General features: G+C 46.9%; 15 protein-coding genes. 10 read left to right on the forward strand and 5 right to left on the reverse strand.

All coding sequences use genetic code 11. From position 1 onward, the window contains the following. Positions 1-98: 98 nt before the first annotated feature. From R3D00_29280 to R3D00_29290, 3 genes are all read right to left on the reverse strand, one after another. Positions 99-437, reverse strand: coding sequence for a hypothetical protein (locus R3D00_29280; protein ID MEZ4777305.1), 339 nt, complete (start codon positions 435-437; stop codon positions 99-101). 62 nt (positions 438-499) lie between these two features. Further along, complete coding sequence (locus R3D00_29285; GenBank protein MEZ4777306.1) at positions 500-1,132, reverse strand: hypothetical protein; 633 nt, start codon at positions 1,130-1,132, stop codon at positions 500-502. Positions 1,133-1,304: 172 nt separating this feature from the next. Further along, the gene (locus R3D00_29290) at positions 1,305-1,790 is read right to left on the reverse strand and encodes a hypothetical protein (protein MEZ4777307.1); all 486 of its coding nucleotides are present in this window, start codon (positions 1,788-1,790) and stop codon (positions 1,305-1,307) included. Positions 1,791-2,008: 218 nt separating this feature from the next. Between R3D00_29290 and R3D00_29295 the strand changes: the two genes are divergently transcribed. Beyond that, positions 2,009-3,730 carry a beta-xylosidase gene (locus R3D00_29295; GenBank protein MEZ4777308.1) on the forward strand — a complete coding sequence of 574 codons (1,722 nt, stop codon included), beginning with the start codon at positions 2,009-2,011 and terminating at the stop codon, positions 3,728-3,730. A 96-nt stretch (positions 3,731-3,826) separates the two neighbouring features. Beyond that, positions 3,827-5,677 (forward strand): metallophosphoesterase, encoded by a 1,851-nt coding sequence (locus R3D00_29300; GenBank protein ID MEZ4777309.1) that lies wholly within the window; start codon positions 3,827-3,829, stop codon positions 5,675-5,677. Between the two features lie 70 nt (positions 5,678-5,747). Here the strand turns inward: R3D00_29300 and R3D00_29305 are convergent, their stop codons facing one another. Further along, on the reverse strand, positions 5,748-6,230 hold the full coding sequence (locus tag R3D00_29305; GenBank protein ID MEZ4777310.1) for a hypothetical protein: 483 nt from the start codon (positions 6,228-6,230) through the stop codon (positions 5,748-5,750). A gap of 173 nt (positions 6,231-6,403) precedes the next feature. Between R3D00_29305 and R3D00_29310 the strand changes: the two genes are divergently transcribed. The 5 genes from R3D00_29310 to R3D00_29330 all read left to right on the forward strand — a co-directional run bounded on the left by R3D00_29310 (position 6,404) and on the right by R3D00_29330 (position 11,009). Continuing rightward, complete coding sequence (locus R3D00_29310; protein ID MEZ4777311.1) at positions 6,404-6,865, forward strand: MarR family transcriptional regulator; 462 nt, start codon at positions 6,404-6,406, stop codon at positions 6,863-6,865. Next, entirely contained in the window at positions 6,852-9,305 is a 2,454-nt protein-coding gene (locus R3D00_29315; protein ID MEZ4777312.1) for a 3-hydroxyacyl-CoA dehydrogenase NAD-binding domain-containing protein, read from the forward strand. The genes R3D00_29310 and R3D00_29315 overlap by 14 nt, the downstream gene beginning before the upstream one ends. 13 nt (positions 9,306-9,318) lie before the next feature. Then, the gene (locus tag R3D00_29320) at positions 9,319-10,494 is read left to right on the forward strand and encodes an acetyl-CoA C-acyltransferase (GenBank protein ID MEZ4777313.1); all 1,176 of its coding nucleotides are present in this window, start codon (positions 9,319-9,321) and stop codon (positions 10,492-10,494) included. Between the two features lie 184 nt (positions 10,495-10,678). Continuing rightward, positions 10,679-10,825, forward strand: a complete 147-nt coding sequence (locus R3D00_29325) for a hypothetical protein (protein MEZ4777314.1) — start codon at positions 10,679-10,681, stop codon at positions 10,823-10,825. A 40-nt stretch (positions 10,826-10,865) separates the two neighbouring features. After that, positions 10,866-11,009, forward strand: a complete 144-nt coding sequence (locus R3D00_29330; protein ID MEZ4777315.1) for a hypothetical protein — start codon at positions 10,866-10,868, stop codon at positions 11,007-11,009. Positions 11,010-11,059: 50 nt separating this feature from the next. On the opposite strand, the gene R3D00_29335 is transcribed toward R3D00_29330, so the two are convergent. Beyond that, entirely contained in the window at positions 11,060-11,488 is a 429-nt protein-coding gene (locus R3D00_29335) for a phage tail protein (protein ID MEZ4777316.1), read from the reverse strand. 140 nt (positions 11,489-11,628) lie between these two features. Between R3D00_29335 and surE the strand changes: the two genes are divergently transcribed. The 3 genes from surE to R3D00_29350 are packed head-to-tail and all read left to right on the forward strand — an operon-like array spanning position 11,629 to position 14,549. Beyond that, on the forward strand, positions 11,629-12,399 hold the full coding sequence (gene surE, locus R3D00_29340; protein ID MEZ4777317.1) for a 5'/3'-nucleotidase SurE: 771 nt from the start codon (positions 11,629-11,631) through the stop codon (positions 12,397-12,399). A gap of 4 nt (positions 12,400-12,403) precedes the next feature. After that, a complete protein-coding gene (lpxB, locus tag R3D00_29345; GenBank protein MEZ4777318.1) occupies positions 12,404-13,486 on the forward strand; it encodes a lipid-A-disaccharide synthase in 1,083 nt (360 codons plus the stop codon). A 1-nt stretch (position 13,487) separates the two neighbouring features. Beyond that, positions 13,488-14,549 (forward strand): FAD-binding oxidoreductase, encoded by a 1,062-nt coding sequence (locus tag R3D00_29350; GenBank protein MEZ4777319.1) that lies wholly within the window; start codon positions 13,488-13,490, stop codon positions 14,547-14,549. Positions 14,550-14,572: the final 23 nt, after the last annotated feature.

Genomic DNA, 14,572 nt, shown 5'->3' on the forward strand with positions numbered 1-14,572 from the left:
AATTATGATCCACAAACTTTCCAGGATCAGAATATAGTGGATCATCTTCTGAATGCCAATAACCTATCAATCGAACTTTTTAATTTTCCATTAATATTTTATTTAGAATACCTTCGAACCAATCCTCTGATTAGAATCCCTGCTCCTGTCGCGATTATCCCAATATCAAAAAATATTTTTTCTTCAGAAAAAAGTGTAAATCCAATTGATACCAATATCCCAAGGAGCATAATAGCAACTCCCAAAATGATACCTTCCATTCCCGCTTGATTTGATACTTTTCCCCGCTCATACATTATATCTTTTGCAGCATTTGCAGATATTTCTTCAGGAAATCCCATATGAGTTAACCTTTCCTTTATTTCTATCTCTGACAAAGAAGTTTTTTTCAACTTCAATGCTTCAAGATATACTTTATTAACAAGGTCTTGATTCATTTCTGATAATTAAATATGAAGAGGTTTTTGCCAGAGTACAGGTCGAAAGAACCTGTCATATTTCACTTAAAATAGTAATGCCATTTGCCTTCATACATTTGGTCGAAATTCTCCTTACTGTCATAATAGAATGAAACCGACGCCCTATTCACATACCCAAATTCGTCATGCTGAGAGGCAAGTGCAACGAGTTCGGTTTCAATTTGATCGTTGATACCCGATTTCTGATTATCAAGGTAATCACTTTCTTTTATATAGAAGATGATTACCTGTCCCACATTTATTAAAATCTCCCATAGATGATTGCCAGCATACTTTTTCTTGAATAGATTGAGCGAATCTCTGTCGATTTCTTGCAGGCTTTCAACAACAGATACTTTGGAAAACGCGGCATAACTGACCATCAACTCATTCAGATTGTCTTTTTCATATCCACTAATTCCATTTTCTCTGACAATTGTCCGAAATTGTTCTGCAAATTTTTGTTGAATGTCCCACTTTTCCCGCCCGGATTGAACCTCCACCACCTGGTCATAATCTTCCTGAAACTCCAGTACTACCTTTATCCCCGGATTGGTTTTGACTTTGCCGACCCTGATCTGATGATAAGAAATATTGAGAACCGCAATTCCCAATTCAACCTTAGCCCAGATTGCTAACTCATGATATTCCCGGCAGAGTGTTTTCCGACCCATCCTGACCAATTTGGTCTCCTTGTATAATTCATCAACAGGATATATCATTCCCTCAATCTTTTGGCCTCCTACCTATTATCTTTTTTGAAGATAATATATGCATTCCGTGAAGTGTTTAGAAAAATTACAGGGATGTCGCCCGCAGAATATAAGGGGAAGTATAATAAAGAGGCTATGGTTTAGCCATTTTATTGATTTTAGGCTGCACGATCCAGATACCGATTGGAAAAAACCAAATCATAAAAAACTCTCCCGCAAAGTCCGAAAATGACACTTCCCGCTGAAGCTCTACTGTTTTGATGGTCTTTGAGACAAAGTATAGTATATAAAACATGCAAAACATTGAGAACAAATGCAGGGGAACGATTAGGGCAAAAATTCCGGGGTTTCGGCCATTACCGGTCGCTATAGTCGAAAAAACACCCACAAAGAGCAGAATATAAATCAATGGCGTAAAGAAAAACACTTTAAACTTGTTGACTTTCATTTTCACCTCTTCGGGCACCTGGGGTTGAAGCCCGATGGCCACTGACCAAAACCAGCCAAAAAATACTCCCATAAACAGAACCATTATGACGGGAAAGATTTTGACATAAGTAAACATAAGTGAAAGATCAGGGTCAGGGTTATTCCCCATATTCGCAAGCATTGTTCCCATCAATATCAATTGTAAGATTATGGGTATTCCAAAAGTCAACAGGAATAATTGCCAGTGTTTTGCTTTTAAAAATGTTGCCATCATGGGTTCCAAAATTATATTGTCCGTTTGGTTTTATCGCGGGCTTAAAATATTTAATACTAAATTTCAACACGATACAAGGCTGAAGCAAGCGTTTCAAAAAATTTTCCGATGTTGTGAAAATAAAATTCAAATCCATGGCAACGGGTAAAGACAAATACACATCTTCAGGTAACCATAATTTTCGCTTATCGGTCTGTATGATAATCGTGGGGTTAGTGCTGAACCTTCAACCACTATGGTCTCAGGTCGCCATAGAGGTGGATATCAACAACCCGGTGGGGGACATGCGGCCTTTCTGGTCATTTTTCGGATACGACGAGCCCAACTATACCACCCGAAAAGACGGGCAGAAACTGCTGACCGAGTTAGCCCAACTCAGCCCGGCAACTGTGTATGTAAGAACTCACAACCTGCTCACTTCCCGTGGAAACAGCAAGGGGCCTGACCTGAAATGGGGATATACCGATGCCTACAAAGAAGATAAAAAGGGAAACCCTGTCTATAACTGGACCGTCACCGACAGCATTGTGGATGCCTATATTTCAAGAGGCATGAAACCACTGATGGAAATCGGTTTTATGCCCAGAGATTTGTCCTCTCAGCCCGAGCCATATGATCACACCTGGAGCCAGGGCGGCAATATCTGGACAGGCTGGACCTATCCGCCCAAAGATTACAATAAATGGAGAGAACTGGTATATCAGTGGGTAAAACATTCCGTGGAGCGGTATGGAAGAGAAGAAGTGAGTACCTGGTTGTGGGAGGTATGGAATGAGCCCGATATTCCCTATTGGTCGGGCACATTTGAGGAGTATTGTAAGTTGTATGACTATGCAGCAGACGGGTTAAAAAAGGCATGTCCGGAATGTACGATTGGCGGGCCACATACGACCAGCCCGCGAAGTGAGCGGGCATACAAGTACCTTACAGACTTTATCGAGCACTGCCTTCGGGGTAAAAATTACGCCACAGGCAAAGTCGGTACCCCTTTACAGTACATTGGTTTTCACGCAAAGGGATCGCCTGAGTTTGCCGATGACCATATCCGGATGAATATGGGAGTACAGTTGACAGACATCCAGCGGGCGTTTGAGGCAGTGAACTCATTTCCCGAATTGAAAGACATTCCTATCATCATCGGAGAATGCGACCCGGAAGGTTGTGCGGCCTGTTCGGAGAAAAGAGACCCCAAATATGGTTATCGGAACGGAACCATGTACGCCAGTTATACAGCAGCATCCTTTGCCAGAATATATGAACTCATGGACGCACAAAAAGTCAATCTCCGGGGTGCGGTAAGCTGGTCATTTGAGTTTGAAGATCAGGAGTGGTTTGCCGGTTTCCGCGAGCTGGCCACACATGGGATTGATAAACCCGTATTGAATGTTTTCCGCATGCTGGGCATGATGCAGGGGCAACGAGTAGCTGTTAGCAGCGAAAATGGACTGTCGGCCAAAGACATTATCACATCTGGCGTAAGACAGCAGAACGACATAAATGCACTGGCGAGTAGAAACGGAAATTCGGCATGGGTGATGGTCTGGAATTATCACGACGATGATATAAAAGGCCCGTCTGCGGAAGTAGCACTTACTGTAAAAAATACCGGAGAGAAGGTGTTAGTCCAGCATTACCGGGTAGATACACAATTCAGCAATTCATTTGAAAGGTGGAAAGCAATGGGAAAACCGCAGGAAATTTCGGACGAACAGTACCAGGAACTTGAGCGCGCAGGCCATCTGCAACTATTCACCTCGCCAGAATGGAAAAATGCCGAAAAAGGAGAAACAAAGCTGAATTTTGATTTACCGCTACAAGGAGTTTCGTTGATACAATTGAGTTGGGGGAAACCGTGAACCGGCCAACAACCCAACCAAAATTTTCAGCTTTTACGCTGCCCTAATCCTCCCTTAATCCGCAATTCCTTATTTTGGGGTGAATAATTATTTCTTATGAAAAAACTACTACTTTTACTCAGTGTTTTGGCGACAATTGGTGCTTTTGCCCAGACTACGCCTCCACAGATCATTATTAATCAGGACGGAGACGTCCACCCCTGGAATCATCTCCGTGTCAACAACGGCCCCGAAACCTTCCAGTTTGCGATTGTGACTGACCGCACAGGCGGACTGCGCCGCGGCATTTTCCCCGACGCTGTCAATAAGCTCAATCTCCTCCAGCCCGAATTTGTCATGAGTGTCGGCGACCTGATTTCGGGTTATACCGAAGATACAACTGTCATCGCGGAGGAATGGAAGGAGTTTAATGGTTTCATTGGCAACCTTCAAATGCCCTTTTTTTACGTTCCTGGCAATCACGACTATATCAATCCGGTTATGGCCGCCGAATGGAAAAAACGCTACGGCAAAGACTATTACCACTTTGTCTATAAAGATGTACTTTTCCTCTGCCTCAATTCTGAAGAAAAAATGCGCGGATCGGGAAAAGGTTATATCGATGAACCCCAACTGGCTTATATCGAAAAAGCTCTTAAAGAAAATCCGGATGTCAGGTGGACACTTTTATTCCTCCACCAACCACTCTGGGACCAGGCCGATAACGGAAAATGGCCGGAAGTGGAAAAACTACTCGAAGGCCGCAAACATACCGTCTATGCCGGCCACAGACACCGCTATGTCAAATATGAACGCAACAATAACCGGTATTTTATCCTCGCGACAACCGGTGGCGGAAGTAATTTGAGAGGGCCCCGTTTTGGCGAATTTGACCATGTAGTATGGATCACCATGACCGACGACGGCCCTATTATGGCCAACCTGCTGCTCAACGGCATCTGGGATGAAAATGTCAATACAGAAGACATGCACCTTTTCACGGAAGGAATTCTCGCCAAACACCCACTCGAAATAGAAGCCATGCTGGTAGAAGGGAATACATTTTCGGAGGGATCACTCAATCTGCGAATCACCAATGACAGCGATATACCCATGGATGCAGAAGTGGCGGTTTCTTCCAACGAAAAACTCTGGGCGGCAACCGCCGGATTTACCAAAACCATAGAACCCAACTCCGTCGAATTGGTCACTATTCCTGTAAAAACTTCCGGCGCTCAGGCTGTTGCAGATTTTGCGCCGATGGAAGTTAAAACCACCATGACCTACCATTCCGACAAATATCCGGAGCTGGTACTCAATCAGACCCTCGCTATAAAGCCTGAAATGTGGCATAACATTTCCCGGCAGAAAAAAAAGATCCAGGTGGACGGAAACCTGAAGGACTGGGACAAACTGGAAAATACGGTCGGAGATGCGGCCATTGTCATCGCAGATCCATTCTCCCATAAAGGTACGGAAGATTGTTCGTTTGACTTTGGGGTGCGGTATGACGACGAGTTTGTCTATGCAGCCATAAAAGTAACAGATGACCAACTGGAATCCGTTACAGGCGGAGGAATCACCAGTCAGGAAGCATTTGCCATTTTCCTGGACGCACGGCCGTTAAAAGAAAGCGCGGGCATACCATCAGGTGATATTTTCAAAGACTACCTGATGATAGCCGTACCGCTGCCTCAAAATAAAGACCCTCAGATATATCGCAAAGACCGCCTCCCGGATGGAGTCGCTGTTGCCACACAGGCAGTTTCCGGAGGATATACAGCGGAAGTAGCGATACCCGTAAGTTACCTCAATGATCTTCAGGGAGGCAGTTGGAAACACTTCCGGCTCAATGTCGTGGTATCAGATTCAGACAGGGAAGGTAAACACAAGACTTCGCTCTTCTGGCAGCCAGACTGGAGAGGAAAAGATCCGCTGTTAGGATCGGGAATGTTCAGGAAAGAATAAAAGAAAAAGGTGAAGTCAACAGCTTCACCTTTTTACTTAATCACCTTATCATACAATAAAAAATCTCTGATCAGAAAATAAAAGGGTCAAGAAACAAACTTTCCCATAAAACCGGGCCTGATTCTGTAGAGCAACCATCAGAACCCCCACTGCCATTGCAGCTACACTTTGCGTATTGCGTAGGGCGGGTACACTGACAGGAAGCGATCTGCCAACAGGCAAAAAACTTTTCGACTTTCACGATCGGGGGGAGGATCTTGTTTTGCGAACGCTGTACTTCCGAATAAAGGAAACCGGTTTTCCCCTTGGGGCCCACGACTTTCCTTACGAGGAAAAAAGTGCTGTCAAGGTAATGGAAATCTACTTCCACGACCCGGAATCCGTTTCCCAGCTCTTTCTTAATCACAGCCTCATTGATGTTTGTGAACTTAAATCCATTGGTTGTACGGGTAACATTGGCAAGTACCGGAGGTGCCGGGTGGAAAGCGACCAGTGCCGCAAAGATCAGGCTTCCCACAAAACTGAACAGCAGGGTTTTCTTCAACGTGTTCATGACTTTTGTTTTAGTGTTCGTTAAGATGAAAATAATTCCTGCATGTAAGTTCCGCGGCGTTAGAAAAATGTAACATACGCGGCTGATTGTCATTTGATTTTCTCCCGTGATTTCCCTAAAATTGTATGCTTGCATAACATTTTTCAGGTTAGACAAGTTTACCACTATACCCTATGTTACCCGTAGAAGTCAGACAGAAAGAAAAGAAGCGAGCCATTTGCTTCGACATAAAAGTCGCGTGGCTTGCCATATCCAGGATGTACAATACCCAGGCAGAGATGGCAGACATCACCACCAACATCGGTTTTGTACTTCTGCATATCGATGAGAATGGAACACCTGCGACCAAAATCGCCCCCATTATGGGAATGGAGGCACGTTCATTGACCCGGATGCTTGCCAAGCTGGAAGAGCGAAAACTAATCTACCGCGTGCCTGACCTTACCGACCGGCGGATGGTTCGCATTTTCCTTACAGAAGAAGGGAAACGCAAAAAAGCTATTTCGAAAGAAGTAGTAATTGCGTTTAACAAAACCCTTTACAACAACATCCCGAAAGAGCAATTGGAAACATTTTTTAACGTACTCGATCATATTCACGAAATCATTAAAACCAATAACCATGCTGGTAGCTGAAAAACCCTCAGACAAAACCACACGGCCCAAACAGCGCTCCATCCAGAAGGTGGCTGTATTGGGTTCCGGAGTTATGGGTTCGAGGATCGCCTGCCATTTCGCCAATATTGGCGTAGAAGTGCTGCTGCTCGACATCGTCCCCCGCGAACTCACCCCCGCCGAACAGGCAAAAGGCCTTTCCCTGACACACCCTGCTGTGCGCAACCGCCTCGTCAATGATGCGCTTACCGCCGCAGTCAAAGGAAAACCCGCCGCCCTGTTTGTCAACGAGTCTGCCCAACTGATCAAAACGGGCAACTTTGACGACGATTTCGAAAAAATCGCAGATTGCGATCTTATCCTCGAAGCCGTGGTCGAACGCCTCGACATCAAAAAAATCATCTTTGAAAAGGTGGATAAATACCGCAAACCCGGTAGTATCATCACCTCCAACACCTCCGGTATTCCGATCCATATGATCGCCGAAGGCCGCTCCGAAGATTTTCGCAAACATTTCCTCGGCACCCATTTTTTTAATCCTCCGCGTTATCTCCGTCTGCTGGAAATCATTCCCGGTCCCGATACAGATCCCGGGCTCGTGGCATTTATGAAACACTACGGCGATCTGTTTCTCGGTAAAGAAACGGTTCTCTGTAAAGACACCCCGGCCTTTATCGCCAACCGTGTGGGGATCTATGCAATGGCCAAAATCTTCCAACTGGTTGAGGAAATGGGGCTGACGATCGAAGAAGTAGATCTCCTGACAGGACCCGCGACCGGCAAACCCAAAACCGGCACCTTCCGCCTCAGCGATCTCGTAGGGCTTGACACAACCGTACACGTACTCAACGGCATCAATCAAAACTGTCCTGACGACGAAGAAAAAGACCTGTTCAAAGCACCCGGTTATGTGCAAAAAATGGTCGAAAATAAATGGCTAGGAGACAAAACCAGCCAGGGATTCTACAAAAAAACACAAAATGAGAAAGGCGAACGGGTGATCCTTTCCCTTGATCTCAACACCCTCGAATACCGGGAAAATATCAAACCCGAAATCCCATCCCTGAAACTCACAAAAAATACCACAGATCTTGGTAAGAAACTCCGCACACTGTTTGCCGCCGAAGATAAAGGCGGAGAATTTGTGCGCAGATCAAGTCTCGCACTGTTTGCCTACGTTTCAAACAGACTACCGGAGATTGCCGATCATCTTTACCAGATCGACGACGCCATCCGGGCAGGATTTGGCTGGGACAAAGGCCCGTTTGAGAACTGGGACCTGATCGGTGTGGCAGATACGATGGACAAATTTGCAGCTGAAGGTGTTTCCCCCGCAGCATGGGTAAAAGAAATGCTCGACGCAGGCCATACCACCTTCTACAAAGTGGAAGGCGGCGTCCGCAAATACTACGACATTCCCTCCAAATCGTACAAAACCATTCCCGGTACAGAGTCACTCATTCTCCTCGATACCCTTCGCGATGAAAAACGCATCTGGGGCAACAGCGATGCATCAGTCATCGATTTGGGCGACGGCGTGTTGAATGTGGAATTCCATTCGAAGATGAACTCCATCGGCGAAGGCACACTCAAAGCCATTCACTATGCCATAGACTATGCAGAGCAAAACAGCTACAACGGCGTTGTCATTGCCAATGAAGCACCCAACTTTTCGGTAGGCGCCAATATCATGCTGATGCTGATGATGGCAACCCAGGGCGAATGGGAACAGCTCGACTTTGCCGTACGCACTTTCCAGAATACCTCCATGCGCATACGCACATCAGCCGTACCGGTGGTGATTGCCCCACATGCCATGACTCTTGGCGGAGGTTGTGAATTTACCCTCCACTCTGATGCAGCCGTAGCCAGTGCAGAGACCTATATCGGACTCGTGGAAGTAGGCGTTGGCCTGATTCCCGGAGGCGGTGGAACCAAAGAAATGGCCCTTCGCGCTTCACTCGAATATTCGAAACAAGGAGCGATAGGAGTAAGCGTACTGGAAAAATACCTGATGAACATTGCCACTGCGAAAGTAGCGACCTCTGCGGAAGAAGCCAGAGGAATGGACATTCTCCGCAGCACCGACAAAATATCGATGAACAGCAGCCGGAGGATCAAGGATGCCAAAGATACCGTACTCGAACTTGCCGAAGCCGGATACATCGCACAGCAGCCGAGAACAGACATTCCGGTGCTGGGCAAAAATACACTTGGAACACTCTATGCAGCGATTGCAGGCATGCAGTATGGACATTTTGCCTCGCCACACGACGGTCTGATTGCCCGTAAAATAGCCTATGTCCTTTGCGGCGGAGACCTTTCCGGAGAAGGAAATAAAGTTTCAGAACAATATCTCCTCGACATTGAGCGCGAAGCATTCCTCAGCCTTGCGGGTGAGAAAAAAACAATGGAACGCATGCAGCATATGTTGCAGACAGGAAAACCTTTGAGAAACTAAACAGAATCAAACAATGGAAGCATATATCGTAACCGGACTCCGCACCGCCGTAGGCAAAGCCAACCGTGGCGGACTAAAAAATGTACGTCCGGATGATCTGGGTGCAGAAGTCATCCGCAAACTCGTCGCCAGCGTACCCGAGCTGGACCCTACCCGTATCGACGATTTAATTGTAGGCTGTGCCGTGCCGGAAGCCGAGCAGGGCATGCAGGTCGGTCGAATGATTGCCCTCATGTCACTCCCGATGAACGTGTCGGGCGTAACCGTAAACCGCTATTGCGGTTCGGGACTGGAGACCATCGCTATGGGCATTGCCAAAATCAAAGCCGGAATGGCAGACTGCATCATTGCCGGAGGCATCGAAAGCATGTCGATGGTTCCCGTCATGGGGCATAAACCCGCATTGAACTACAACGTCGCCAGCCAGCACCCCGACTGGTATCTGGGCATGGGACTTACGGCAGAAGAAGTAGCGGTTGACTACAAAATCAGCCGGCAGGATATGGATGAATATTCGTACCACTCCCATCAGCGGGCAATCAGTGCGATCACTGGCGGCAGATTTAAAGACCAGATTGTACCGATCGAAGTCGAAGACATCTATGTAGATGAAAACGGGCGCCGGGCATCGAAAAAATACGTAGTAGATACGGATGAAGGACCACGGGGAGACACGAGTATGGAAGCCCTGGCAAAACTCCGTCCGGTATTTCGGCAGAATGGAACCGTAACCGCAGGGAACTCCTCCCAGACATCGGACGGCGCTTCCTTCTCACTGCTGATGTCAGAGCGAATGGTGAAAGAGCTGGGCCTCAGACCACGAGCGAGGCTCGTGGGGTATGCTACTGAAGGTGTGGATCCCCGCATCATGGGCATGGGACCGATCAAGGCAGTTCCGAAGGTATTAAAACAAACCGGGATGAAGCTGGGCGACATTGAGCAGGTAGAGTTAAACGAAGCCTTTGCCGCACAGACTCTGGCAGTGATGCGGGAGTTGGGACTCGATCACGCGATCACCAACGTCAATGGCGGAGCAATCGCGCTGGGACACCCGCTGGGATGCAGCGGATGTAAGCTTACGGTACAACTTATCAACGAAATGGAAGCACGTAAGCAGCGTTACGGAATGGTAACAGCCTGCGTAGGCGGCGGACAGGGCGTAGCCGGCATTATTGAGGTGCTGAACTAGGCAGATTTTACATTTCGGAGAAATGTTACAGGCGGTGAATCCACGTAAGGATTTACCGCCTTTTATTTTGAATAATTTTCAAAATATTTAGCCAATATTAGCATTTATTAAAATTTTCTATTAAATTAGGAACATATTACGCATAATACCCCATAAAATTAACAATCTTACATCAATCACCTCAATGAAAAGATACGTACCCAAACCCAAAAGTGCTCAGTCCAAAGTCCGCATTGCAAAAGTTCGCACAAAAGACACCATGAAGAAAAACCAGAGTGACGACCGTTCGCCACATCTTCCGGACTGGATGGTACGAGAGGATTGGGACTAATCCTGTACTTGCTTTTTCCGTTTACTAACCTGTTATTGTTATGAAAAGAAGCGTTCGCATTCTCCCTTCACGCGGGCGTCTGAAGACTATTCGTCGCCGCCGCACTACCCTTATCCCTCCCACAGCCGATCAGGAAATGAGAGAAGGTGGGAATACAACCGGCCTTATCAAAGGCGAAGAGTAGGGGTTTGTTTGATCAATCTGAGATCGAACTTCTTGCTGGCCTTTGGCTGGTTATAATGTTTTTGTAAAATACTCGAATGAAATTTCCAATTGCTCTATTGCAATTTCGTTACTCAAAGAGTTGAATTGGGAAACAGACCACTTTATGGGATAGGCATTCTTAATCAACCAGGATGCCAGCGTTGTCCCACTTTCATCCGACAATGATATCTGAATATCCTTCAGAACTATTTTACCATTTACTAACGCATCTTCACACCAATTGGGGATTTCCGGATTTTTGAGCACCCCCCGCTTTAAGGTAATGTTTTTAGACACAATCCTTTGAGGCACTTTATGGCCATGGAAGCTGCCGCCTTCCTCGGGCTTTGTCGATATTAACTGTTCTTCCAGCCCCGATACTTCCATGAATGTAGCATCATTACCGGAACCAGAGAGCTTTACTTCAAAATAGAAGCTTCGGGTAGGTGACCATTCCATATCTTAATTATTTGTTATTTATGGTGTCATAAAATGTCATGTACAATCAATGAAGTATTATTTTTTTGAAAAACAAAATTTTCCTCTCTATATACTTCCCTGTGCCAGCCAGAAAAAAATCCCCTATCTTTGCCCCCGTCATGAATCAAACACCTACTATACTTATCAGCAACGACGACGGCATTCACGCGCCGGGGATTTTGAATCTCGTGGAAGCGGCCCGTGAATTTGGCAATGTAGTCATCGTCGCGCCCGACAGCGCCCAAAGCGGCATGGGACACGCCATCAGCGTGGGAAAACCGCTCCGCATGTATAAAGAAGAAATTTCCAACGGCATGACGGGCTACGCCGTAACCGGTACGCCCGCCGATTGCGTGAAAATCGCTACGGGTGTGCTGATGGAAAAAGCGCCTGACCTGATCCTTTCGGGAATCAATCACGGATCAAACTCCTCTGTGAGCAGCCTTTACTCAGGTACGCTTTCCGCTGCCAGAGAAGGGGCGATTCAGGGGATTCCTTCCATTGGTTTTTCGCTGTGCAACTACTCCCACGAAGCTGATATGACAGCCTCCCGCGAAGTGGTAAAACAGATCCTACAGGAATCCTTTCGCCACAAACTCAACCCCGGAGCCCTGCTCAGTGTCAATATTCCCAACCTCCCCTTTGATCAGATCAAAGGCTTCCGCATCACCCGCATGGCGATGGGACGCTGGGTCGAAGAATTTGACCAGCGCGTCGATCCCTACGGACAAAAATATTACTGGCTTACAGGAAAATATGCCCGCCAGGATGACCGCGAAGATACCGACGAATTTGCCCTCAACGCGGGTTATGTCTCCATTACCCCGATGACCCACGACCTTACTGCCTACGACGAAATGAGCCGCATGCAACAATGGTCCTTTGACTGATCCTATGAAGTTATACTTTGTCGCAGGGGAAGATTCAGGCGATCTCCATACCCGAAACCTGATCCGCCAACTGAAGGTTCTTTACCCGAATCTTCAGACAAGGGGAGTAGGTGGCGACAAAATGAAAGACGAAGGAACCGAGCTGGTCGCACATATCCGCGATATCAATTTTATGGGGTTCCTGGAAGTAATTCGCAATCTGCAAACGATCCGGAAACTCTTCCGCACAGTCAAAGCGGATATTCGCTCGTGGAAACCCGATGCCGTGATTCTGGTCGATTATCCGGGTTTTAATCTTCGGCTGGCGAAATTTGTCAAAAGCCTGGGAATCAAACTTTTTTACTATATCTCTCCCCAGATATGGGCCTGGAAAAAAGGAAGGGTGAAAACCATTCGCCGGTATGTGGACCGCATGCTGGTGATTTTGCCTTTTGAGAAAAAGTTTTACGAACAGGAAGGTGTTGAGGTTGATTTTGTCGGCCATCCTTTGCTCGATGAAACCGGCCAGTCCACCCCATCTGTAACTGAAACAAAAACCATCGCGCTTCTTCCCGGCAGCCGCAAACAGGAAATCAGCCGGATGCTTCCGGTGATGCTGGAGATGGTCGGCAAGTTCCCCGGCTATCAGTTTGTCATTGCCGGAGCGCCCAGCCAGACCGAAGATTTTTACAAACAGTTTATGGGTGATTCACCCGCAAAGCTGGTGATGAACCAGACTTATTCTGTGCTGAAAAATGCCGGAGCCGCATTGGTCACTTCCGGAACTGCCACGCTTGAAACGGCGCTCTTCCAGGTGCCACAGGTAGTCTGTTACAGAGGTTCTGCGTTTTCATACGAAATAGGAAAAAGGCTGGTCAACGTGCGATTTATCAGCCTGGTAAATCTTATCCTCGACCGCAAACTCGTGCAAGAACTGATTCAGTATGACTTCCATGCAGATCGGCTGGAAGAAGAATTGCGGAAAATACTGACACCCGAAAACCGGCAGGAAATGCTCGCAGGATATGAAGAACTGCATAAAAAGCTCGGCGACGGTGGCGCATCTGCCAAAGCAGCGGCCATTATTCAACAGCTAATAAATCACTGATATGAATACTTCCCCTCATATCGCAATCCTTGGCGGAGGCCTGGCAGGCACATTTCTGGCTGCAAGGTTGTGCCTGGAGGGGAAATACGTAACGTTGATCGACGATTTCAGAGAAGGGAGTGCATCTGCGGTTGCTGCGGGAATGTTTAACGTCATCACCGGGAAGTTTGGGGCAAAATCGTGGATGGCAGATGAATTACTAAACTCCCTGCATGAATTTCTGCAAATACCGGCATTTGAATCTCTTGCAGAACATATCACCTGGCAGCCCATTTACCGCCCGTTTAAGGCTGTGGAAGAATATAATAAATGGCAAACCAGACAATATGACCCGGCTTTTGCTCATCTTGTCAACTTTTCGGAATCACCGGTTTTTCCCGGACAAATAAAAAATCCTCACGGAGGAATCACCATTCTCTCCTGCGGATGGATTGCGATTCATGACTTTCTGGAAAGTCTTCAATGGCTGCTTGTTCGCGATATGCGGATGCGCCTGGTGAGAGAAACGATTGACTACCGGCAAATCGACATCCACAAAAAACAGATCAATCTTTCTTCCGATACCATCGAATTTGACCAGATCGTATTTTGCGAAGGCGTCAGGATAAAGGAAAACCCCTGGTTTCAGGGCATTCCCGTTATCCCCAACAAGGGCGAAATCCTGACCATCAAGGTTCCCGATTTGGAACTACCCTTCATTCTCTCGGGCAAAGCATACATGATCCCACAGGGAAACAACGAATACGTTACCGGCTCCATCTATCTCGATGAATTTACACATCCCCACCCCAGTAAAGAAGGCCGGGCAATGATTGAGGACAATCTCCGGAAGGTGCTGAAAATACCCTATTCGATCGTCGACCACCGTGCAGGATTACGCCCTACGACCGCAGACCGACGCCCGATTGCCGGAGCACATCCAGATTTGCCCTGGGTATATGTATTCACGGGCTTTGGCACAAAAGGCGTTTTATTGTCCCCCCACTTTTCAATGTTGCTTGCCAGAGAAATCAGCGGAGAAAAAAATATACTCCCAGATGAGGTGAGACCTGCGAGATTCTGATTTGTAAGTTTCTATTCGATTAA

The organism is Bacteroidia bacterium (assembly GCA_041391665.1).
GTDB lineage: Bacteria > Bacteroidota > Bacteroidia > J057 > J057 > JAGQVA01.

Coding starts and splice junctions, on each gene's coding strand:
- R3D00_29280 (MEZ4777305.1), bottom strand. CDS start 437: ATGAATCAAGACCTTGTTAATAAAGTATATCTTGAAGCATTGAAGTTG.
- R3D00_29285 (MEZ4777306.1), bottom strand. CDS start 1,132: ATGGGTCGGAAAACACTCTGCCGGGAATATCATGAGTTAGCAATCTGG.
- R3D00_29290 (MEZ4777307.1), bottom strand. CDS start 1,790: ATGGGAACAATGCTTGCGAATATGGGGAATAACCCTGACCCTGATCTT.
- R3D00_29295 (MEZ4777308.1), top strand. CDS start 2,009: ATGGCAACGGGTAAAGACAAATACACATCTTCAGGTAACCATAATTTT.
- R3D00_29300 (MEZ4777309.1), top strand. CDS start 3,827: ATGAAAAAACTACTACTTTTACTCAGTGTTTTGGCGACAATTGGTGCT.
- R3D00_29305 (MEZ4777310.1), bottom strand. CDS start 6,230: ATGAACACGTTGAAGAAAACCCTGCTGTTCAGTTTTGTGGGAAGCCTG.
- R3D00_29310 (MEZ4777311.1), top strand. CDS start 6,404: ATGTTACCCGTAGAAGTCAGACAGAAAGAAAAGAAGCGAGCCATTTGC.
- R3D00_29315 (MEZ4777312.1), top strand. CDS start 6,852: ATGCTGGTAGCTGAAAAACCCTCAGACAAAACCACACGGCCCAAACAG.
- R3D00_29320 (MEZ4777313.1), top strand. CDS start 9,319: ATGGAAGCATATATCGTAACCGGACTCCGCACCGCCGTAGGCAAAGCC.
- R3D00_29325 (MEZ4777314.1), top strand. CDS start 10,679: ATGAAAAGATACGTACCCAAACCCAAAAGTGCTCAGTCCAAAGTCCGC.
- R3D00_29330 (MEZ4777315.1), top strand. CDS start 10,866: ATGAAAAGAAGCGTTCGCATTCTCCCTTCACGCGGGCGTCTGAAGACT.
- R3D00_29335 (MEZ4777316.1), bottom strand. CDS start 11,488: ATGGAATGGTCACCTACCCGAAGCTTCTATTTTGAAGTAAAGCTCTCT.
- surE (MEZ4777317.1), top strand. CDS start 11,629: ATGAATCAAACACCTACTATACTTATCAGCAACGACGACGGCATTCAC.
- lpxB (MEZ4777318.1), top strand. CDS start 12,404: ATGAAGTTATACTTTGTCGCAGGGGAAGATTCAGGCGATCTCCATACC.
- R3D00_29350 (MEZ4777319.1), top strand. CDS start 13,488: ATGAATACTTCCCCTCATATCGCAATCCTTGGCGGAGGCCTGGCAGGC.